This is a genomic window from Nocardia mangyaensis, assembly GCF_001886715.1.
Classification (GTDB): domain Bacteria; phylum Actinomycetota; class Actinomycetes; order Mycobacteriales; family Mycobacteriaceae; genus Nocardia; species Nocardia mangyaensis.
The window spans coordinates 7,207,482-7,230,254 of record NZ_CP018082.1 but is presented as its reverse complement, the minus strand read 5'-3'; the positions used below and the strand labels follow the sequence as shown (position 1 = coordinate 7,230,254).

General features: G+C 69.4%; 9 protein-coding genes. 5 read left to right on the top strand and 4 right to left on the bottom strand.

The features are described 5' to 3' along the window. Window positions 1-7 precede the first annotated feature (7 nt). The 5 genes from BOX37_RS32805 to BOX37_RS32785 are packed head-to-tail and all read left to right on the top strand — an operon-like array spanning window position 8 to window position 17,918. Window positions 8-10,609, top strand: a complete 10,602-nt coding sequence (locus tag BOX37_RS32805; RefSeq protein WP_071930997.1) for a type I polyketide synthase — start codon at window positions 8-10, stop codon at window positions 10,607-10,609. Beyond that, window positions 10,606-15,726: a type I polyketide synthase gene (locus BOX37_RS32800; protein WP_071930996.1), complete on the top strand. Its 5,121-nt coding sequence runs from the start codon at window positions 10,606-10,608 to the stop codon at window positions 15,724-15,726. The genes BOX37_RS32805 and BOX37_RS32800 overlap by 4 nt, the downstream gene beginning before the upstream one ends. Further along, the gene (locus BOX37_RS32795; protein ID WP_071930995.1) at window positions 15,723-16,574 is read left to right on the top strand and encodes an ABC transporter ATP-binding protein; all 852 of its coding nucleotides are present in this window, start codon (window positions 15,723-15,725) and stop codon (window positions 16,572-16,574) included. Before BOX37_RS32800 ends, BOX37_RS32795 begins: the two co-directional genes overlap by 4 nt. After that, entirely contained in the window at window positions 16,574-17,422 is an 849-nt protein-coding gene (locus BOX37_RS32790) for an ABC transporter permease (RefSeq protein ID WP_071930994.1), read from the top strand. Before BOX37_RS32795 ends, BOX37_RS32790 begins: the two co-directional genes overlap by 1 nt. Window positions 17,423-17,426: 4 nt before the next feature. Next, window positions 17,427-17,918: a nuclear transport factor 2 family protein gene (locus tag BOX37_RS32785; RefSeq protein WP_071930993.1), complete on the top strand. Its 492-nt coding sequence runs from the start codon at window positions 17,427-17,429 to the stop codon at window positions 17,916-17,918. Here the strand turns inward: BOX37_RS32785 and lhgO are convergent. From lhgO to BOX37_RS32765, 4 genes are all read right to left on the bottom strand, one after another. Then, window positions 17,915-19,129 carry an L-2-hydroxyglutarate oxidase gene (gene lhgO / locus BOX37_RS32780; protein ID WP_071930992.1) on the bottom strand — a complete coding sequence of 405 codons (1,215 nt, stop codon included), beginning with the start codon at window positions 19,127-19,129 and terminating at the stop codon, window positions 17,915-17,917. The genes BOX37_RS32785 and lhgO overlap by 4 nt on opposite strands. Next, on the bottom strand, window positions 19,126-19,812 hold the full coding sequence (locus BOX37_RS32775; RefSeq protein ID WP_156910676.1) for a hypothetical protein: 687 nt from the start codon (window positions 19,810-19,812) through the stop codon (window positions 19,126-19,128). Before BOX37_RS32775 ends, lhgO begins: the two co-directional genes overlap by 4 nt. Window positions 19,813-20,496: 684 nt before the next feature. Next, entirely contained in the window at window positions 20,497-21,288 is a 792-nt protein-coding gene (locus BOX37_RS32770; RefSeq protein WP_071930990.1) for a TIGR03084 family metal-binding protein, read from the bottom strand. 63 nt (window positions 21,289-21,351) lie between these two features. Further along, a complete protein-coding gene (locus tag BOX37_RS32765) occupies window positions 21,352-22,707 on the bottom strand; it encodes a DUF445 domain-containing protein (protein WP_071930989.1) in 1,356 nt (451 codons plus the stop codon). Window positions 22,708-22,773 lie beyond the last annotated feature (66 nt).

Below are 22,773 nucleotides of genomic sequence, written 5' to 3'. Positions count from 1 at the left end.
TTGAACAATGACTGTCGAACAATCCATGGGCAATGACGACCGACTGCGCGAATACCTGCGGCGGGCCACGGCGGAATTGCAGCAGACCCGTCGACGGTTGCGGTCCGCGGAGGCGCAGAATTCCGAGCCGATCGCCATCGTGGGCATGGCCTGCCGTTACCCCGGTGGCGTGATGACGCCCGAGGACCTGTGGCGCTTGGTCGACAACGGTGTGGACGCGGTCTCGGGCATGCCGACCGACCGCGGCTGGGACATCAACCGGATCTACGACCCCGAGCCCGGCATTCCGGGCAAGACCTACTCCACCGAGGGCGGTTTCCTCTACGAGGCAGGCGATTTCGACCCGGCCTTCTTCGGCATCTCACCGCGCGAAGCGCTGGCCACCGATCCGCAGCAGCGACTGCTGCTGGAAGTCTCGTGGGAGGCGATCGAGCGGGCCAACATCGATCCGACCTCGCTGCGCGGTTCGGCGACCGGCGTCTTCGCCGGGGTGATGTACCACGACTACGGCCATTCCGTGAATGCCGCCGCGAGCACCGGCGGCAGCCTGGTCTCAGGCCGGGTGTCCTACACGCTCGGTCTCGAGGGGCCGTCGGTGACGGTGGATACGGCGTGCTCGTCGTCGCTGGTGGCGCTGCATCTGGCCGCGCAGGCGCTGCGCAACGGCGAATGCGAGGTGGCGCTGGCCAGTGGCGTCGCCGTCATGTCGACGCCCGGCGCGATGATCGAGTTCTCCCGGCAGCGTGGTCTCGCGCCGGATGGGCGGTGTAAGTCGTTCTCGGAGTCGGCTGATGGGGTCGGTTGGGCCGAGGGTGTGGGTGTGCTGGTGTTGGAGCGGTTGTCGGATGCTCGGCGTCGTGGGCATCGGGTGTTGGCGGTGGTGCGTGGTTCGGCGGTGAATTCCGATGGTGCGTCGAATGGTTTGACGGCGCCGAATGGTCCTGCGCAGCAGCGGGTCATCCGGGCGGCGCTGGCGAGTGCACGCCTGTCGACCGCCGATGTGGATGTCGTCGAAGCCCACGGCACTGGCACGGTGCTGGGTGATCCGATCGAGGCCCAGGCACTGTTGGCGACCTATGGGCAGAATCGCGGGGAGAGCGCACCGCTGTGGCTGGGGTCGTTGAAGTCGAACATGGGCCATGCGCAGGCTGCCGCGGGTGTCGCCGGGATCATCAAGATGGTCGAGGCCATGCGGCACGAGGTGTTGCCGCGATCGTTGTACGCGGACGTGCCGTCGGGGAAGGTCGACTGGTCGGCGGGTGCGGTCGAATTGCTTGTCCGAGAGCAGGCGTGGCCGGTGGGGGAGCGGGTGCGTCGGGCGGGTGTCTCCTCGTTCGGGATCTCGGGCACGAATGCTCATGTGATCGTGGAAGAACCGCCGCGTGAGGTGGCGGCCGAGGGCGGCGAGCCGGCCCCGGGCGATACCACGCCGACGAGTCAGCTGCTGCCGCTGGTGATCTCGGGCAGGACCGCGAGCGCGCTGCGGGACCAGGCCGGCCGTCTGTCCAGCTGGCTCGCCGAGGCCGATCCCGCACCGACGCTCGCCGACATCGGCGCCGAGCTCGCCGCCCGCGCGGGTCTCGAGCACCGCGCAGCGATCATCGCCGACAGCCGTGACGAGTTGATCGCGGGCCTGAATGCCCTTGCTGCCGAGGGCCAATCACCGCGCGTCCTGCAAGGGCTGGTGCGTCGCTCCGGTCGCGTGGGCTTCCTCTTCTCGGGACAGGGTTCGCAGCGGCTGGGTATGGGCCGACAGCTGCACGAGCAGTTCCCGGTCTTCGCGGCGGCGTTCGACGAGGTGTCCGGTGTGCTCGATGCGGAGCTGAGTCGCTGGCTGGGTGAGCCGGTGGTGTTGGCTGATGTGGTTTGGGGTGAAGACGCGGATCGGTTGGAGCAGACGGTGTTCGCGCAGGCGTCGTTGTTCGCGTTCGAGGTGTCGCTGTTTCGTCTGCTCGAGTCCCTGGGTGTGCGTGTCGATGTCGTCGCGGGTCATTCGGTGGGTGAGATCGCCGCCGCGCATGTCGCTGGTGTGTTCTCGCTCGGTGACGCGGCACGTATGGTCGCGGCTCGTGGTGCGTTGATGCAGCGGCTCCCGGCTGGTGGCTCGATGGTCGCCGTCGCGGCGAGCGAAGAGGTCGTCGGGCCGCTGCTGGTTCCCGGTGTCGGTATCGCGGCAGTGAACAGTGCTGCCGCAGTAGTCATCTCGGGTTCGTCGGCGGCTGTCGACGCGGTGGTCGAGGTACTGACCGAACGCGGCGTGCGGACCAAGGCGCTGCGCGTCTCGCACGCGTTCCACTCGGAGCTGATGGACCCCATGCTCGACGAGTTCGCGGCGCAGATCGCCGGACTCACCTTCCACCAGCCCACCCTCGCCCTCGTCTCGACGGTGACCGGCGACTACCTCACCGAGGAGCTCACCGACCCGCGCTACTGGGTCGGCCAGGTGCGCTCCCCGGTCCGCTTCGCCGCCGCGGTCGCGGCCATCGTGGCCGACGGTGTGTCCACCTTCGTCGAGATCGGTCCCGGCGCCGCGCTGTCGGTACTCGGGCCGGAGTGCGTCGAGGAGAACGTCGCGAGCTTCATTCCATCCGCGCGCTCCGATGGTGACGAGGTCCGCGCCACCATCGAGGTGCTCGGGCGCCTGTTCACCCGGGGCGCCGTGCTCGCCGGGGACAAGGTGTTCGGCACGCGCGCCCCGGTCGAGCTGCCCACCTACGCCTTTCAGCACGAACGCTTCTGGCTCGAACCCGATCCGCAGACCGGCGACGCTGTCGGCCTGGGCCAGGTCGCTGCCGGTCACCCGCTGCTCGGCGCCACCGTCGCGCTGCCCGACGGGACGGTCGTGATGACCGGCAGGCTGGTGCTGATGTCGCAGTCCTGGCTGGCCGATCACGCCGTCATGGGCGCGGTCCTCGTGCCGGGCACCGGCCTGGTCGAGATGGCGTTGCAGGTCGGCGGTCAGGTCGGCTGCGCGCGCCTGGACGAACTCACCCTGCACGCGCCCCTGCTCATCCCGGACACCGCCGGTGTCCAGATCCGGGTCACCGTGACGCAGACCGACGACGCCACCCGGCGCGCGGTCACCATCCACAGCCGCGTCGAGAGCACCGAGCAGGGTCTCGGCGCGACCGAGTCGCCGTGGGTACTGCACGCCGAGGGCGTGTTGCTCGGGATGGACGCGGTCGAGGCCGATGTGCCCGGCTTCGCCGACCTGCAGGACTGGCCCCCGCGCGAGGCGACGCCGATGGATCTGGACGGCGCCTATGACGTGCTCGCCGACAACGGCTACAACTACGGCCCCACTTTCCAGGGCCTGCGCCGCGCCTGGCAGCGCGGTGGGGAACTGTTCGCCGAGGTCGAGATCCCCGAGCGCGGCTATGTCGACGCGGGCCGCTTCGGCCTGCACCCCGCCCTGCTCGACTCGGCGATGCACCCGATCCTGCTGCACTGGGGCGTCGGCGGCGACCGGCCGATGCAGCTGCCGTACTCCTGGCGCGGGGTCTCGCTGCGGTTGGTCGGCGCGACCGGGCTGCGGGTGCGGCTGACCCCGCACGGCGACAACGCGCTGAGCGTGGTCGCCACCGACGACAGCGGTGCCCCGGTGCTCTCGGTCGACGGTCTGCACACCCGTCCGGTCAGCGCCGAACAGCTCTCGGCGGCAGGCCGATCCGTGCGCGAACCGCTGTTCCGGGTGCACTGGCCCCAGATCGCGGCGCCCACCGCCGACCCCGCCGTGCCGGTTCTCCCCTGGGATCGCCGCGGCGAGGCGGTCCCCGGTGCGGTGGTGTACTGGGAAAGTACCGACTTGGCCACCGACGGCGACGTCCCCGGCGCGCTCCGCACCGCCACGACCGCAGCGCTCGGTGCGCTGCGGGAATGGTTGGCGGAGGAGAACTACGCGGAGGTCACCCTCGTGGTGGTGACGCACGGCGCGGTCGCCGACACCGTCACGGATCTGGCCGGGTCCACCATCTGGGGCCTGGCGCGCTCGGCGCAGGCCGAGGCGACCGGACGCATCCTCGTCCTCGACATCGCGCCCGGCGCCGAGACCGAGATCGGGGCGATCGTCGGAGCCGCCGCGGCCACCGAGGAACTCGAATTGTTGTGGCGTGATGAGGCATTCGCGGCCTCCCGCCTGGTCCGGGTACCAGTCGCACCACCGCCGGAGTCCGCGGAACCTGCCTTCGGCACCGGAACCGTCCTGGTCACCGGTGGTACCGGTGGTCTCGGTGCGTTGGCCGCCCGACATCTGATCGGGGAGCACGGTGTCCGCAGGCTGCTGCTCGTCTCGCGCAGCGGTCCGGCCGCCACCGGCGCGGAGGAACTGCGCGCCGAACTGGCCGAGACCGGCGTCGAGGTCGAGATCGCCGCGTGCGATGTCTCCGACCGCGCGGAGTTGGCGGCCCTGCTGGCAGCGATCCCCGCCGAATATCCGCTGACCGGCATCGTCCATTCCGCCGGTGTCGCCGACGCCGGCTTGCTCGGTGACTCCACACCGGAGCGCCTCGACGCGGTGCTGCGACCCAAGGCCGATGCCGCCTGGTACCTGCACGAGCTCACCGCCGAGTTGCCGCTGTCGGCGTTCGTGCTGTTCTCCTCCATCGCCGGTGTCCTGGTCCCCGGTGGTCAGGGCCTCTACGCCGCGGCCAACGCGTTCCTCGACGGCCTCGCCACCCGCCGGCGCGCGGCCGGACTCCCGGCCACCAGCCTGGTGTACGGACTGTGGGAGACCGAGGCCGGGCTGGGCCGCCTGCTCGCCGACAGCGACCGGAAGCGCATGCAGCGCTTGGGCTTTCCCGCGCTGAGTGCGGAGGCCGGGTTGCGGCTGTTCGACGGTGCGGTGGCCTCGACCGACCCGGTCCTCGTCGCCACCGTGGTCGACCTCGCGGCGCTACGGGAACGCAACAACCAGGGCGGCCGGATCTACGCCCTGCCCCCGCTGCTGCGGGGATTGGTCGGCGGGCTCGGGAAGTCCGGCGGCCGCGACGCCGGCGCGTTGCGGCGTCAGCTGGCCGGGCTCTCGCCCGAACAGCGGCACGACGTTCTGCTCACCCTGGTCCGCAATTCGGCGGCCTCGGTCCTCGGACACGGCTCGGCCGCCGAGATCGAGGAGGAGCGGGCGTTCAGCGAACTCGGCTTCGACTCGCTGACCGGCGTGGAGTTCCGCAACAACCTGAAATCGGCCACTGGTCTGCAACTGCCCGCGACGCTGGTGTTCGACTACCCCACCAGCCGGGCGGTCGCCGAATACCTGCTCGGTGAACTGGACGACCTTCCGGCCGAGGCGGTGGTCCCCACGCTGTCGAGCACCACGCTGGACGAACCAGTCGCGATCGTGGGCATGGCCTGCCGCTATCCCGGTGGCGTCGCCTCACCCGAGGACTTGTGGCGGCTGGTCGACAACGGCGTCGACGCGGTCTCCGGATTCCCCGCCGATCGCGGGTGGGATGTCGCCAACCTCTACGACCCCGAACAGGGCGACAACGCGCAGACCGAGGAGGGCGGGTTCCTCTACGCCGCAGGCGATTTCGATCCCGCCTTCTTCGGGATCTCACCGCGCGAGGCGCTGACCATGGACCCACAGGAACGCTTGCTGCTCGAGACCGCCTGGGAGGCGATCGAGCGCGCCGGCGTCGACGCGACCACGCTGCGCGGCTCCGCGACCGGCGTTTTCGCCGGCTCGATGTATCACGACTACGGCTACGGCATGAACGCCGCGTCGAGTACCGGCGGCAGCCTGGTGTCCGGTCGCGTGTCCTACACGCTCGGATTGGAAGGCCCGTCGGTCACCGTGGACACCGCGTGCTCGTCGTCGCTGGTGGCGTTGCACCTCGCCGCGCAGGCGCTGCGTAACGGCGAATGCGAGTTGGCGCTCGCCGGTGGCGTGGCCGTCATGTCCACGCCCGCCATGTTCGCCGAATTCTCTCGGCAGGGCGGGCTTTCATCAGATGGGCGGTGTAAGTCGTTCTCGGAGTCGGCTGATGGGGTCGGTTGGGCCGAGGGTGTGGGTGTGCTGGTGTTGGAGCGGTTGTCGGATGCTCGGCGTCGTGGGCATCGGGTGTTGGCGGTGGTGCGTGGTTCGGCGGTGAATTCCGATGGTGCGTCGAATGGTTTGACGGCGCCGAATGGTCCTGCGCAGCAGCGGGTCATCCGGGCGGCATTGGCGAACGCGCGGCTGTCCGCGGGGGATGTCGATGTGGTCGAGGCGCACGGTACTGGCACGGTGCTGGGTGATCCGATCGAGGCCCAGGCGCTGTTGGCGACCTATGGTCAGAATCGCGGGGAGAGCGCACCGCTGTGGCTGGGGTCGTTGAAGTCGAACATGGGGCACGCGCAGGCCGCCGCGGGTGTCGCCGGGATCATCAAGATGATTCAGGCCATGCGGCACGAAGTACTGCCGCGATCGTTGTACGCGGACGTGCCCTCGGGGAAGGTCGACTGGTCGGCGGGCCAGGTCGAACTCCTTGTCCAAGAGCAGGCGTGGCCGGTGGGGGAGCGGGTGCGTCGGGCGGGTGTCTCCTCGTTCGGGATCTCGGGCACGAATGCTCATGTGATCGTGGAAGAACCGCCGCGCGATCTCGCGCCTGCGTCGGACGTTCCCGCCGAGCTGCCGGTCGCACCGGTCGTCCTGTCCGCCAGATCGGCGGTGGCACTGCGCGAACAGGCGCAGCGAGTGCTGTCCTGGCTGACCGATGTCGATCCCGCGATCGCCGTCGCCGACATCGGCGCCGGTCTCGCCGCGCGCGCTGCCCTGGAACACCGCGCCGCGGTGGTCGCCGCCGATCGCGGCGAACTCCGCGCCGCGCTGCACGCCATCGCGTCTGGTGACACCGTCGCCTCGGTGGTGCGGCGTTCCTCCCGGCTCGGTGTGCTGTTCTCGGGGCAGGGTTCGCAGCGGCTGGGTATGGGTCGACAGTTGTACGAGCGGTTCCCGGTTTTCGCGGCGGTCTTCGACGAGGTGTCGGGTGTGCTGGATGTGGAGCTGAGTCGTTGGCTGGGTGAGCCGGTGGTGTTGGCTGATGTGGTTTGGGGTGAAGACTCGGATCGGTTGGAGCAGACGGTGTTCGCGCAGGCGTCGTTGTTCGCGTTCGAGGTGTCGCTGTTCCGTCTGCTCGAATCCCTGGGTGTGCGTGTCGATGTCGTCGCGGGTCATTCGGTGGGTGAGATTTCGGCGGCGCATGTGGCGGGTGTGTTCTCGCTCGGTGACGCGGCACGTATGGTCGCGGCTCGTGGTGCGTTGATGCAGCGGCTCCCGGCTGGTGGTTCGATGGTTTCCGTCGCCGCGGCCGAGGAGACCGTGCGACCGCTGCTGGTTCCCGGTGTCGGGATCGCGGCGGTGAACAGCCCGGCGTCAGTGGTGATTTCGGGCTCCGACGCCACTGTCGAGACCGTCGTGGCCGCACTCACCGAACAGGGCGTGCGGACCAAGGCGCTGCGGGTGTCGCACGCGTTCCACTCCGACCTGATGGAACCCATGCTCAGCGAGTTCGAGAAGGAACTCGCCGGAATGGAATTCGGCACGCCACGGTTGACGGCGGTATCGACGGTGACCGGCGGACGGGTGGAGGACCAGTGGTCGGACCCGCGCTACTGGGTGGACCAGGTCCGCGCGCCCGTGCGCTTCGCCGACGCCGTCGCGACCATCGCCGCCGACGGCGTCACCACCTTCGTCGAGGTCGGCCCCGGGGCCGCCTTGTCGGTGCTCGGCCCGGAATGCGTTTCCGGTGGTGAGGCGGTGTTCCTGCCGGTCCTGCGTTCCGACGGTGACGAGGCTCGTGGCGTCCTCGGCCTGCTCGGCGGCCTGTTCACCCGCGGTGTCGGCATCGGCTGGGACAAGGTCTTCGGCACCCGGCCGCCGATCGATTTGCCCACCTACGCTTTTCAGCACGAACGCTTCTGGCTGCCCTCGGGCCAGCGGTCCACCGACGCGGCGGGCCTCGGCCAGCGCGCGGCCGGACATCCGCTGCTCGGGGCCGCGATCGAACTGCCCGACGGTTCGGTCGTGATGACCGGACGGCTCGATCGCAAGGCCCAGCCGTGGCTGGCCGATCACGCCGTCCTCGGCACCGTGCTCGTGCCGGGCACGGGACTGGTCGAGATGGCACTGCAAGCCGGTGGCCAGGTGGGCTGCGACCACCTGGACGAACTGACCCTGCACGCGCCGCTACTGGTTCCCGAGTCCGGCGGTGTCCAGGTGCGCGTCTCGGTGGGGACACCCGGTGAGCAGGGGCAGCGGCCGGTCACCGTCCACAGCCGCGCGGAGAGCACCGGTGTCGAGCCGGTGTGGATGCTGCACGCCGAAGGCGCGCTGCGTGCCACCGCCGAGGACGCCGACCGCACCGGCTTCGACGAGCTGCTCGACTGGCCCCCACGGGACGCGACGCCGCTGGCGATCGAGGGCGCCTATGAGCTCCTCGCCGACAACGGCTACACCTACGGCCCCACCTTCCAGGGGCTGCGACAGGCGTGGCAGCGTGGCAACGAGCTGTTCGCCGAGGTCTCGCTGCGCGAGAACGCCTTCGCCGACGCCGCGCGCTTCGGTCTGCATCCGGCCCTGCTGGATTCGGCCCTGCACGCGATCCTGCTCAGCTGGGGTGTCGGCGGCGAGCGGCAGATGCTGCTGCCGTATTCGTGGCGCGGCGTCGCCCAGCAGCTGACCGGCGCGACCAGCCTGCGCGTGCGGATGACACCCAAGGCCGACAACGCGCTGAGCGTGTACGCGGCCGACGAGAGCGGGTCGCCGGTCCTGGCCGTCGACGCGCTGCACACCCGGCCGGTGAGCATCGACCAGCTGGCGCCGGGCGCCTCGGCGCCCTCGGCCCCGATGTACCGGGTCGACTGGACACCGGTGCCGCCACCGTCGACGGAAACGACCCTGCCGGTGCTGGACTGGGCACAGCGCGACGAGGTCGGGCAGGGGACGGTCGTCGTCTGGGAACCCACCCCGGTCGACGGCGAGGTTCCCGACGCGGTCCGCGCGGCGACCCACGAGGCGCTGGCGGTTCTGCAGGAATGGATCAGCGAGGAGCGCTACGCCGGCGCCGTGCTGGTGGTCCGCACCTGTGGCGCCGTCGCGGCGACCCCGGGTGAATCCGCGGATCTGGTCGGCGCCGCCGTGCGCGGGCTGGCCCGGTCGGCGCAGACCGAGGCGGCGGGGCGCATCGTCGTCCTCGACATCGCGCCCGGCGCGCAGGTGCCTGCCGATGCCGCGGTCGTCACCGGCGAGCCCGAACTGATCCATCGTGACGGCACGTTCCTGCAGCCACGACTGCTTCGCCTGGCCAGACCGGAAGACGGCCAGTCCTTCTCGGCCGAGGGCACGGCGCTGATCACCGGCGGCACCGGTGGCCTCGGCGCCCTGGTGGCCCGGCATCTGGTCACCGCGCACGGCGTGCGCGACCTGCTGCTGGTCTCGCGCAGCGGTGCGGCCGCCGCCGGCGCGCAGGAATTGCGCGCCGAACTGGTCGAGCTCGGCGCCACCGTCGGCATCGAGGCCTGTGACGTGGCCGATCGCGCCGACCTCGCCCGCGTGCTGGCCGGCATCCCGGCCGACCGGCCGCTGACCTCCGTGGTCCATTCCGCCGGTGTCCTCGACGACGCCATGATCGGCTCGCTCACCCCGGAACGCCTCGACACGGTGTTGCGCCCCAAGTCCGACGCGGCCTGGCACCTGCACGAACTCACCGCGCACCAGCCGCTGTCGGCGTTCGTGCTGTTCTCCTCCATCGCCGGCGTCCTCGGCGCGGCGGGTCAGGGCAACTACGCCGCGGCCAACACCGCGCTCGGCGCGCTGGCCGCCCACCGCAAAGCCGCCGGGCTGCCCGCCCTGACGGTGGCGTGGGGTCTGTGGGACCTCGGCATGGGCGAGGGACTGGCCGACCAGGATCGCAAGCGCATGGCGCGTATCGGGCTCGGCGCCCTGCAACCCGAGCAGGGCCTCGGCATGCTCGACGACGCACTGCGCACCGACACCGATGTCGTGGTGCTGGCGAAGTTCGACCGCACCGCGCTCGGCGCGGCGGGCGCCATGGTGCCGCCGCTGCTGCGGACCCTGGCGGGCGGTGCGGCGAAGCCGGGTCGCGATTCCGGTGCGCTGCGCAGGCAGCTGTCGAACATGACCCCGGACCAGCAGCACACCGTGGTGCTCAAGCTGGTGCGCTCGGTCGCCGCGGCGGTACTCGGCCACGGCTCGGCCAACGAGATCGAGGAGGACCGGGCGTTCAGCGAACTCGGCTTCGACTCGCTGACCAGCGTGGAGTTCCGCAACCACCTCAACGCCGCGACCGGCCTGCCGCTCCCGGCGACGTTGGTCTTCGACTATCCGACCCCGACGGCGCTGGCGCACAACATCGTCGAGTCCCTCGGCATCGAGAAGACCGACAGCACCTCGCTGCTCATCAAGGACATCGACCGTCTCGGCGAGTCGATCGCGACCCAGGTCACCGACGACCGGGACCGGGCCAAGATCATCGGCCAGCTCGAGCTGCTGATCGACAAGTGGCGCGACACCGGCGGTCTGCTCGAGGACAGCGCGGGCGTCACCGACTACAGCGAGGTCTCCGACGACGAGCTGTTCGCCGTCCTCGACGACGAGCTGGACCTCCAGTGAGCGAGGCGACGGTGAGCAACGACGAGCGGCTCCGCGAGTACCTCCGGCGAGCCACCACCGAGCTCCAGCAGACCCGGCGACGGCTGCGTCTGCTCGAGGCGCAGCACAACGAGCCCATCGCGATCGTCGGCATGGCGTGCCGCTATCCCGGTGGGGTCAGCACGCCGGAGGAACTGTGGCGGGTGCTCGCGGCGGGTGACAATGTCGCCGCCGAATACCCGCGCGATCGTGGCTGGGACGAGTTCATCGAGCTCGTCACCCGCGGCAATCGCCCGCCGGGCCTCACGCTGCCCGGCGGATACCTCTACGACGCGACGACATTCGACGCCGAGTTCTTCGGGATCTCGCCCCGGGAGGCGGCCACCATCAGCCCGCAGCAGCGGCAGTTGCTCGAGGTGGCCTGGGAGTCGGTGGAACGCGTCGGCATCGATCCGGCGGCGCTGCGCGGTCGCGAGGTGGGTGTCTTCGCGGGCATCAACAACGAGGACTACGGCACCATGATCATGCTCTCGGGCTCCGACATCGTGCACTTCAGCACCAGCTGCGCGCCCTCGGTGCTCTCGGGTCGCGTGTCGTATTTCCTCGGTCTGGAAGGCCCGTCGGTCACCGTCGACACCGCCTGCTCGGCCTCGCTGGTCACCCTGCACATGGCCGTGCACTCGCTGCGCACGGGCGAATGCGAACTCGCCCTGGCCGGTGGCTCCACCGTGATGGCGACGCCGACGACGATCCTCGGGTTCGCGGCCAATCAGGGCCTGTCCTCCGACGGCCGGTGCAAGTCGTTCTCCGAGGAAGCCGATGGTGTCGGCTGGGGTGAGGGCGCGGGCATGCTCGTGCTCGAACGGCTCTCCGACGCTCGGCGCAACGGCCACGATGTCCTGGCGGTCGTCCGCGGCTCGGCGGTGAACTCCGATGGGGCATCGAACGGTCTGACCGCACCCAACGGTCCGTCGCAGCAGCGGGTGATCCGCCAGGCACTCATCAACGCCAAGCTCTCGGCCGCCGACGTCGATGTGGTCGAGGCGCACGGCACCGGCACCGCGCTCGGTGATCCGATCGAGGCACAGGCTCTGCTGGCCACCTACGGCCAGGAGCGGGACCGCCCGCTGTGGCTGGGTTCGATCAAGTCGAACATGGGCCACACCCAGGCGGCGGCCGGGGTCGGCGGCATCATCAAAATGGTGCTGGCGATGCGGCACGAGCTGCTGCCGCGCTCGCTGCACGCGAGCACGCCCTCGTCGAAGATCGACTGGTCGGCGGGCGCGGTGGAGCTGCTGGCCGAACCGCGCCCGTGGCCGGTGGGGGAGCGGGTGCGTCGGGCCGCGGTGTCCTCGTTCGGGATCAGCGGCACGAACGCGCACGTGATCCTCGAAGAGGCGCCGCCCGAACCGGCGGCGGACGCGCCGAAACGTCTACCTGCCGATGCTCGTTCGGCGCAGACCCACGTCGGCGAGCCGTCGGTGCCGACAGACCCCGGCGGACCCGCCGAGCCGCCGGCTTCGGTTGCCTCGTCGATCGCGCCCTGGGTGCTCTCGGCGCGGACACCGGCGGCGCTCGCCCAGCTGGCCCAGCGGCTGCTCGACTGGCCGACGACGGCATCGGCCACCGATACCGGCTGGTCCCTGCTGCACACACGCTCGCTGTTCGACTCGCGCGCCGTGGTCCTCGGCGCGGACCGCGACGAGCTGCTGGCCGGTGTGCGCGCGGTGGCGGCGGGCACCTACCGCGACGGTGTCGTCACCGGCGCGGTCGAGCCGGGCCGGGGCGAAACGGTGTTCGTCTTTCCCGGTCAGGGTTCGCAATGGCCCGCGATGGCCCGCGAACTCCTCGCGACCGCACCGGTATTCGCGGCCTCGCTGGCCGACTGTGACCACGCGCTGGCGCCCTACGTCGACTGGTCGGTACACGCCGTGCTGACCGAGGCCGATGGCGCGCCGTCGCTGGACCGGGTCGATGTCGTCCAGCCGGTGCTGTTCGCGGTGATGGTGTCGCTGGCGGCACTGTGGGACTCGCTCGGGGTCACCCCCGACGTGGTGGTCGGGCACTCGCAAGGCGAGATCGCGGCGGCCTGCGTGGCCGGTGCGCTCAGCCTGTCCGACGCGGCGAAGGTGGTCGCCCGGCGCAGCCAGGCACTGGTCGAGCTCGCCGGACTCGGTGCCATGGTGTCGGTGACGCTGTCGCGCGCGCAGGTCGAGCAGCGGTTGCGCCAGTGGGACGGACAACTGTCCATCGCCGCCGTCAACGGGCCGCGCGACATCATCGTCTCCGGTGCGGTCGACGCCGCCGAGGAACTGCGGGAAACGCTGAGCGCGGAGGGTATCTCGTCGCGGCGCATCGCCGTCGACTACGCGGCGCACTCGACCCAGGTCGAACGCGTGCGCGACACCCTGCTGTCGTCACTGCGCGACATCACGCCCCAGCCGGGCGCGATCCCGCTGTGGTCCAGCGTCACCGGCGACTGGCTCGACACCACAACCATGGCTGCCGACTACTGGTATCGAAATCTGCGCGAGACAGTCGAACTCGAGCAGGCTATTCGCCAACTCGCCACGCGGGCAGGCATATTCGTCGAGGTCAGCCCGCACCCCGTGCTGGCCATCGGAATCGAGAGCACGCTGGAGGACCTCGGCGTCACGGTCCCCGTGGTGTCCACCCTGCGGCGTGACAACGGCGGTCTGGCCCAGCTCGCCGCGGCGGCGGCACGGATCTTCGTACGCGGTGTCCCAGTCGACTGGGACTACTTCTTCACCGATGCCGAGCCACAACGCACAGATCTGCCGCTGTACCCCTTCCAGCGCCGGCCCTTCTGGCTGCTGCCGAAGGTCAGCCTCGATGGCTCGCAGCTCGACGAATCCGCGCCGCCGTCACACCCGATGCTCGATGCGGCGGTGCCGATTCCGGGCAGCACCTCGGTCACCGTGGCGGGCTCGCTCTCGCTCACCGCGCAGCCATGGCTGAACGGGCACGAGATGCTCGGTCACACCATGATGCCCGGCACCGGTCTGGTCGAGCTGGCCCTGGAAGCCGGTGCGCGGGTGGGGTGTCCGCACCTGGCCGAACTCGTCATCGAGGCGCCCCTGGTCATCGCCGGTGACGGCACCAGTGTGCGAGTAGACCTCGAGCCCGCCGGCGAGGGGCGAACGTTCGTCATCTATTCGCGCCCGGCCGCTGCCCCGCTGGACCAACCCTGGACACGGCAAGCCGCGGGCCGGTTGACTTCGATTGTCCCGCACTTCGATTCGCGCCATTTCGCCGCATTGGCCAGCTGGCCGCCCGCCGACGCGACCCCGATCGACATCAGCGATCTGCACCAACGACTCACCGCCGAAGGCTACGGATTCCCGCCCGCCTTCCGTGGTCTGCGCGCCGCTTGGCAGCACGGCGGCGAGATGTTCGCCGAGGTGGCGCTCCCGGCACCCGAACAACGCGAAGCCGACCGGTTCCGGATCCATCCCGCGCTCCTCGACGCGGCCATGCACGTGATGATCGCCGGCGCGTCGAGCATGGTCGAGGACGGCATGATCGTCGGATTCCTCTGGGCCGGAGTCGCGCTGCGGCGCACCGGCGCCGATGTCATCCGGGTGCGGATCACCAGCGGCGAGGCGGGGCCGAGCGGCAACGCGGTATCGCTGGCCATCGCCGACGAGCACGGCCGACCGGTCGGGTTCATCGAATCGGTGGTCGGTCGCCCGATTTCGCGGCGCCAGCTGGCCGCGGTCTTCCGGTCGAGGGGCAGCCACCTCCACGCGGTGACGTGGGTGCCAACGACTCCGCGCCACAGTGCTGGCCCAATACGGTGGGCCGCAGTGGGATTCGACGCTGCACCGATGCCCGTCGGCTGTTCGGGCCCGGACATGGCGGCAGTCGCGGCGCGATTGTCAGCCGTCGGAGAGCGCCCCGATGTCGTCCTGCTCGACGGCGGCACCGCGACGATCGCGGCCGAGGTCGAAAACTGGTCTCGGCTCGACTGTTTCACCGGCAGCCGCCTCGCCCTCATCCTCCCGGCCGCCGCCGACTCCGCCGCGCTCACGCTCCGGGCACAGGCCGCGGTCGCCCGAGTCGACCACCCCGGGCGCTGTGTCCTCGTGCACGTCACCGACGACTGGTCCGCCCTGTCGCACCTGGCCACCACCGACGAACCGGAACTGCGCTTCGACGGCCCCACGGTGTCGGTGCGCCGATTGACCAGAGTCGACCACACCACCGGTCCACTCGTGCACGACCCCGACCTCACCGGCACGGCCCTCGTCGCCGGTGCGGTGGATCGAAGGGTGCTGGAGTACTTGGCGCGCGAGCGAGGCGTCAGCCGGATTCTGCATCTCACCGGGGGTGAGCCCGTCACCGGCTGCGGCGTCCCGGTCGACACGATCACCGACGTCGACGAACTGCGCGCGCGGGACCATGCGGTCACCTCGGTGTGCTACTTCGCCGACGACCGTTCTGCCACTGCTCAATTCGACACTCTCTGGGAACTGCACCAGAAGACCACGGACCTGGCGGACTTCACGATCTTCGCGTCGGCCGAGGCACTGCTCGACACGTCCGCGCACCGGCTCGCCACGGCGATCCGTGCCTACGCCGAGAGCCTGATCGCCCTGCGTCACAGTGACGGAAAACCGGCGCGCCTCATCCTCCTCGGAGCAGTCGAGGACGACGAACTTCCCGGCGCGCTCGACTTGGCTCATGGCTTGGGTCTTCCGACCGTGGTCGCCGGACTCGATCCCGCCCTCGCCGGACAGCGCGCGAACCCGCTGTTTCGCGCGCTGGCCCGCGCCGGCGTCGAACTCGCCGAGGAGGAGGCCGACTACGGCCGCTGGGCCACAGCGCTTTCCGGGTTGACCGGAGCCGAACGCAGCGAGCAATTGTTGTCGCTGGTTCACCACGAGATCGCCGAGGCATTGGGACATGACACCATCGAGGCATTCTCCGCCGACCGGCTGTTCGACGATCTAGGCGTGGAATCCATTGCCGCCATGCAGATTCGGGAGCGAATATCGCTCGGCGCCGGTGTTCGCATGCCGGTGACACTGATCTTCGATCACAAGACGACGCGGGCAGTGGCCCGATACGCTGAATCGCGCATGTTCCAGTCGACGACGGAAGAGGAACTCGGATGAGCGCCGACTCGAATTCACCGGCAATCCAGGTGCGCGGTCTGACCAAGACCTATAGAAAACACCGCGCGGTCGATGGATTGGACCTTCAGGTCGATCGCGGCGAGATATTCGCCCTGCTCGGCCCCAACGGCGCCGGGAAATCGACCACCATCGAAATCCTGGAGGGGCACCGCACCCGTGATTCCGGCGAGGTGAGCGTGCTCGGCATCGATCCGGCGCACGCCGACCGGATCTGGCGGTCCAAGGTCGGCATCGTCCTGCAGGACGCCAGCGATGCCGCCCTGCTCACCGTCTCGGAGACGGTGCGCATGTTCGCCCAGTGCTACGGGCGCACCCGCAGCCCGGCCGAAGTGCTCGCCCTGGTCGGTCTGGAGGAGAAGGCGGGCTCGATCGTGCGCACCCTCTCCGGCGGCCAGCGCCGCCGCCTCGACGTGGCGCTCGGCATCATCGGCATCCCCGAACTGGTGTTTCTCGACGAGCCGACCACCGGATTCGATCCCGAGGCGCGCCGCCAATTCTGGGACCTGATCAAGAAACTGGCCGCCGATGGCACCACCATCCTGCTCAGCACGCATTACCTGGAGGAAGCGGCCGCGCTCGCCGACCGGGTCGGCGTCATCGCCGCGGGCCGGGTCGTCGCGGTGGACACCCCGGCCAAACTGGTCGAATACACCGACGCCTCGGCCACGGTGAGCTGGCGTGAGGACGGCGAGCTGCGCACCGTGCAGACCGAGAATCCGACGCAGTTGGTGCGCGAACGCTCCGCCGACGGCGTCGAACTCGACCAGTTGACCGTCACCCGACCCACCCTCGAAGACGCCTACCTGCGTCTGATCGGAGCAGCGTGATGCGAGCCGACACCACCCCGGCCGGCACCGGAGCCGTCGCCGATTCGGTGAAACTACCGTCCCCGATTCGTATCGGGTTCTCGCGCGTCGTCCCGGAATTGAAGATGTTCTTCCGGCGTCCTGAACAATTGGCGCTCACTTTCTCGATGCCCGCCGTCATCTGTATTCTGCTCGGCTCGATCTTCACCGAGGAACTGCCGAACGCGAATGTCGAGACCGGGACGATCATCGCCGCCAGCATCATCGCCTACGGAATTCTGTCCACCTCGTTCATCAATCTCGGCATCAGCATCGCCGACGACCGTGACACCGGTGCGTTGCGCCGATTCCGCGGCACTCCGACCACGGCCTCGTCCTATTTCATCGGCAAGATCATGCTGGTGCTCTTCGCCAGTATCGCCGAGGCGGTGCTGCTGATCGGTGTCGGTGTGTTCTTCTTCGACCTGACGATCCCGACCGATCCGTTCAAATGGTTCACCTTCGCCTGGGTCTTCGTACTCGGCGTCATCAGTTGTTCGCTGCTCGGCATCGTGGTGAGCAATTTCGCCGGCAACGCGGTGTCGGCCGCGGCGGTCACCAACGCACCGGCCATCGGCCTGCAGTTCCTGTCGGGCACCTTCGTCGTCCCGCTGACCACCCTGCCGGTGTGGATGCTCACCATCGGGTCGATCTTCCCGGTCAAGTGGATGGCGCAAGGATTCCGCTCCACGCTGCTTCCCGCCGACGCGGTGATCTACGAGCCCGCGGGCACCTGGGAACTGTGGCGGATATTCCTCGTGCTTGCCGCCTGGTGCGTGGGTGGCCTCATCGCCTGCGTGACATTGTTCCGCTGGTCCAACGAAAGGTGATCGCATGTATCGCAGAATGGTGAAACGTCGGATCACCAAGACCTTCGACGAAGTCAGCGCCGGAAACTACCAGGCGGTGGTCGAACGGTTCGGCACCCAGCCGGTGCACTGGTTCGCGGGCGACCACGCCCTGGGCGGCACCCGCGACAACCTGCCCGATATCGAAACCTGGTACGCGCGCTGGGCGCGTCTGCTGCCCGACCTGGCCTTCGACGTCACCGATGTGATGGTCGCGGGCCCGCCATGGCGGATGAAGGTGGCCGTGGAATGGGTGCAGACGGGCGAGGCCGACCGCGTCGGCGCCTACCGCAACACCGGCGTGCACATCATCCAATTACGCTGGACGAGAACGGTATCGCAGCGCGTGCACTGCGATACCGCCGCCCTGGCCGACTACCTGCACCGGCTGCGCGCCAGCGGCGTGCGGGAGGCGAGCGCCGATCCCATCGGCGCGGCGCCCACACCCCTGCCGCAGCGCCGGCGCGATGTGAGCTAACCCGATTCCAGCTGATCGACCAGGTATTCGGCGATCGGCATCGCCGAGGTGGCCGCCGGGGACGGCGCGTTGAGGACGTGGATCGAGCGCGGCGTGCGTTCGATGAGGAAATCGTGCACCAGCGTGCCGTCGCGCAGCACCGCCTGCGCCCTGATCCCCGCACGATGCGGCAACAGATCGGCGGTGGTGAGTTCCGGGCAGTACCTGCGACATTCGGCGAGGTAGCCGCGCTTGAACACCGAATTGCGCAACTCGCGCGCGCCGGTCCTGAGATGGTCGCGGGCCACCCGGTGCAGGCCGGGAAAGCTCAGCACGTCCAGCGCGTCGCGCCGGTTCACGCTGCCCTTGCGGTAACCCTCCCTGGACAGGCCGAGCACGGCGTTGGGTCCGACCGTCAACTCGCCATCGATGGTCGGACTCAGGTGCACGCCCAGGAACGGCAGCGCCGGATCGGGCACCGGATAGATCAGCGTGCGCACCAGTTCGGCCCGCTCGGCAGGCAGCCGGTAGTACTCGCCGCGGAACGGGACGATCCGGAAGTCGGTGCGAATGCCGGCCATTCGCGCCATCCGGTCGGCTTGCAGGCCCGCGCAGACCACCAGGGTGCCTGCGGTGATCGAGCCGTTCGGCCCGGAAAGCGTGACAGCGGAGGTGGTTTCGGTGATCGACTCGATCGTGGTGTCGCACAGCACCCGCCCGCCCATCGCCTCGACCTGCGCGGCCAGCGCCGCGGTGACCCTGGCGTAGTCGATGATGCCGGTGGCCGGCACGAACAGCGCTCCGACGCCGGTGATCCTCGGTTCGCGCCGGATCAACTCGGTGGCGTCGATCGCCTCGACCTCGACACCGTTGGCGATCGAGCGCTCATACAGTGCCAGCATCCGCGCGTGCTCGGCGGAATCGGTGGCCACCAGCAGTTTCCCGCACACCTGGAACGGAATGTCGTTGGCCGCGGCGAATTCTTTGGTCCACTGCGCGCCCGCCCGGCACAGTCGCGCCTTCAAACTGTCAGGTGGGTAATAGATTCCGGAGTGGATGACGCCGCTGTTGTGCCCGGTTTGATGCGCGCCGAGCGTGGCTTCCTTCTCCACCAGCACCACGCTCGCACCCGGGAATCGGCGCAGCAGGCGATGCGCGGTGGCCACCCCGACGATGCCGCCGCCGAGGACGCAGAACTCGTACGCCCCGCGCGCTGTACCGGTAGAACTCACACGCTGACGGTAGTCTGCTCCGGCTCCGTCGGCTCCGCCGCCGCGGATTCGATCGGCTCGGCGGTCGCGGATTCGGCCGGCTCGGCGGTCGCGGGCTGCTGGACCCGCTCGACCCGCAGCGTATGGCTGCCGAGCCCGGGATCCGACAGGACGAACACCACTTCACCCCGGCGAGTGTCGAGTTCGGTGCGCAGCGCGGTGACGCCCGCCGGGTCGGCGGTGCTGCCGAGGTAGCGCGCGGCCAGCGTCACCAGATTCGTGTCGACGGTGAAGGCGAGGGTGTCGGTGCGCGCCGGGGCCACCTGAGCGGCCACGTAGGTGCTGCCGATCCGCACGCGGCCGCCCAGCGCCGAGTCGTCCGGCGTCACGCCGATTCCGCCCTGGTTCGCGGTCACTGCGGTCCTGGTCGCCGCGGGAAGTGCCCGCTCGCTGGACATCAGCTCGACGGTCTCGGCGGTGAACACCGGCTTGGACCGCTCGGGCGGGGGCAGCTGACCAGGTCGTGGCACGGTGAAGGGAGTGGCGCGATCCTCGGTGGGCGCGGCGAGGGCGGGCGTGTCGTCGATGAGGTCGGCGTTGTTGACGATGTAGGCGCCCGCGGCGAAGGTGAGGCACAAACTGGCGGCCCCGGCGACGACTGTCACGGACAGGCGCGCGATCTGTGCACGTCGATCTGCGGTCACGATGCGGTCCTTCCTGTGCCTGTGGATATCCCAGGGAACGGGCCCGCATCGTTGAAAGCCACGCGTCGATACCCACGGTACTGGGTAAGGGGCACCGCACGGCAACTCGGTCCCTGAGATCAGGGACACATCTGAAACGTCGACGTATCAATGCTCGTCATCGTGGCGAGCCGCCGGATGGCTGTTTCTCACGCTCGGCGGTGGGTACTCCTAGGGAGCAGGCGGGCGCCGTTCTCGACTGCCACGGAGGGTCACCCCGGCCAACGTTGTCCGGGGCAGTCGGCCTGGATGGCGCTCGTGGGGCGCTCGCCTGTTCTACTTCCTGGGAGCTGTGTTTGTTGGAGCGCTGGCGCGCTCGAGTCGCGGCCCCGAGGGGCCGCCGGTCAGGCGCCGTGGCTTGCTCCTTCGTCGCCTACGCCACGGCGCCTGACCGGCGACCCGGCCGCGACCGGCCGCTTCGCGGCCGCCGCTCCTCGGGGTCGCGGGTGCGGGGCTGGGAGTGCGGTCATGGCGGACTTCAGTGTTGGTGATGTGGCTGGTAGCGCGGCAGGTGGCGGACTTCAGTGTTGGTGATGTGGCTGGTGGTGCGGTAGGTGGCGGACTTCAGTGTTGGTGATGTGGCTGGTGGTGCGGTAGGTGGCGGACTTGACGGGTGCCGTGTGGCCGGGAGTGCGGTGGGGCTGGTCAGGTGAACTGGCCTGCTTGTCTGCCTGGGCCGGGTGGGCCGGCGAAGGCTTGGGCGATGGTGAGCCAGTGGTCGGCGTCGGGGCCTTCGGTGGCCAGGGCGGTGTCGGCGCGGTGGCGACGCTGGGTGGCCACCTGGCAGAAGTCGAGGGCGGGGCCGGTGATGCGCTGGGGGGCGTCTTCGGGGCCCCAGGTCCACAGGGTGCCGTCGGGGGCGCTGAGTTCCACCCGGAATTCGTCGGCGGGGCCGGATTCGCCGTTGACCAGGTAGGCGTAGTTGCGTGCGCGGACACTGATGTGGGCGACGGTGCGCAGGCGGGCGGTCGGCGTTCGGGTGGCGCCGAGGGCGTCGGCGACGTCTTGACCATGCGCCCAGGTCTCCATGATGCGGGCCGACACCATCGACGCGGGGCTCATGGGCGGGCCGAACCAGGGCAGCTTGGTGCCGGGCGGCACCGCGCCCAGCGCGGCGATCAGGTTCGCGCGGCCGGTGCGCCAGCGCTCGAGCAGCTCGGCGGGGGCGATGCGCGCGATCTCCTCGGCGCCTTCGTCGACGAAGGTGAGCATCTTCGGCACGGCCTCGGCCAGCAGTTCGGCGAAGGTCTCGCCATCGGTGACGGCCAGCAGCGACACTTCATCGGTCCAGGTCAGGTGGGCGATCTGGGTGGCGATGTCCCAGCGTGGGGCCGGGGTGGGTGTCTGCCACTGCGCCGGGGTCAGCGGCGCTACCAGGGTTTCCAGATCCGCGCATTCCGCGGCGAAATCGTCGAGCAGGGCAGCGAGGTCGGCCATGCGTCAACCATCGCAGCGGCATCGGAAAAATGCAAGCACGCGTGCTTGTTATTAGCGGCGTACCTACCAGCCGAAGATCAGCAGGTGGAGCGCGCCGACGCCGATACCGAGCACAGCGCCGTGCAGGTACAGCAGCCAGGCGTCCTGTTCCACCGAGGCGTAGAACATCTCCATGAACTCACCGGGGGTCAGCGTGCGCAGCTTGCGCGCGGCGAACTCGTCGATCTTCTTGGCCTGCTCCAGCACGAACTGCTCGTCCTCGACCATGCCGGGCGCCAAGCTCAGGCCGGCCCCCGCGCCCGAGATGGCCAGGTTCTCGAACTGCTTCTTGCCCATCGCCGCGCGCACCATGAACGCCGTCGGCCCGAGCTGCTTGTGGATCTCCTCGGAGACGACCCGCTCGATCAGCTGCTTGGTCTTGTCGCCGTTGGGGCCTTCCAGCAGCTCGTTGGACAGATTCTCCACGGTCAGCACCTGGTAGGCCAGGATATGCGCGAGATCGGTCGCCGCCTGGGGCTGGCGCTTGGCCAGCAGCGCCTGGCGCCACAGGTACTTGTAACGCGGCTGCGGATCACCCGGCTCGAACACCATCTTGATCGCGATGACATTCACCGTCACCCCGATCATCGCCGAGGCGAACAGCACGATCACCCACGCCGGAATCGCCCCCCAGTAGGGAATCTGCGAGTGCACGTGCAGATACAGCGCGAGGATCAGGCCGAACGGCGCGCCGAGCAGACCGATCCGCGCCATGAACTTCAGCTCCGGCGCGGCGATCGTGGTGGTCAGGTCCTTGAGAATGGACGGGTTGCGGTCCAGGTACCGGATCACGAAGTTCTTCACGTCGAGGATCTGGTCGATGTTGTCGCCCAGGCTTTCGAACGCGCGCCGGCACAGCGCGGGCAGCTGTCGGTCGACCCGCTGGTACACGGCCTGCTTCACCTGTCGGGGCAGCGAGCGCCACAGGTCGGGATTCTCCCGGTACATGATGTCGTCGACGATCGGTTGCACCTGCTCGCGCGACCGTTCGGCCAGGTAGTCGCCGATTCCGTCGAGGTCGAGCTCGTGGATGAAGTCGCGGGGGCTGCCGATCCGCATCAGTGCCTTGTCCACACAGATGCTGGCCATCTTCTCCGAGCGCGCGGGGATGAAGCCCTGGAACCCGAGCTGGCGCCCGTCACCGGAGAAGGTCGGCAGCACCTGGACCCGGCGCGGCAGATACGGGTACAGCACGTGCAGCATCGGGACCCGGAAGCCCTTGAACATCAGCGGCCAGAACAGCATCAGCACGCCGGTCCAGTTGGTCAGCCAGCCCGCCAGCGCGCTGAAGATCGGAAAACTCACCAGATCGACCACGAACTTCGACTGCCCCGTCAGCTCTTCCCAGTTGATGAAGAGTCCGGAGGCCAGTGTGGTCATCGAGGAGCCCCCTAGTGCTGACGCGCGAGATACATGAAACGTGAGGATATAGGCAACCACATTCTT

Excerpts from the sequence above, each read along its gene's own strand:
- BOX37_RS32770 (WP_071930990.1), bottom strand. The coding sequence starts at position 21,288 with ATGGCCGACCTCGCTGCCCTGCTCGACGATTTCGCCGCGGAATGCGCG.
- BOX37_RS32805 (WP_071930997.1), top strand. The coding sequence starts at position 8 with ATGACTGTCGAACAATCCATGGGCAATGACGACCGACTGCGCGAATAC.
- BOX37_RS32785 (WP_071930993.1), top strand. The coding sequence starts at position 17,427 with ATGTATCGCAGAATGGTGAAACGTCGGATCACCAAGACCTTCGACGAA.
- BOX37_RS32790 (WP_071930994.1), top strand. The coding sequence starts at position 16,574 with ATGCGAGCCGACACCACCCCGGCCGGCACCGGAGCCGTCGCCGATTCG.
- BOX37_RS32765 (WP_071930989.1), bottom strand. The coding sequence starts at position 22,707 with ATGACCACACTGGCCTCCGGACTCTTCATCAACTGGGAAGAGCTGACG.
- BOX37_RS32795 (WP_071930995.1), top strand. The coding sequence starts at position 15,723 with ATGAGCGCCGACTCGAATTCACCGGCAATCCAGGTGCGCGGTCTGACC.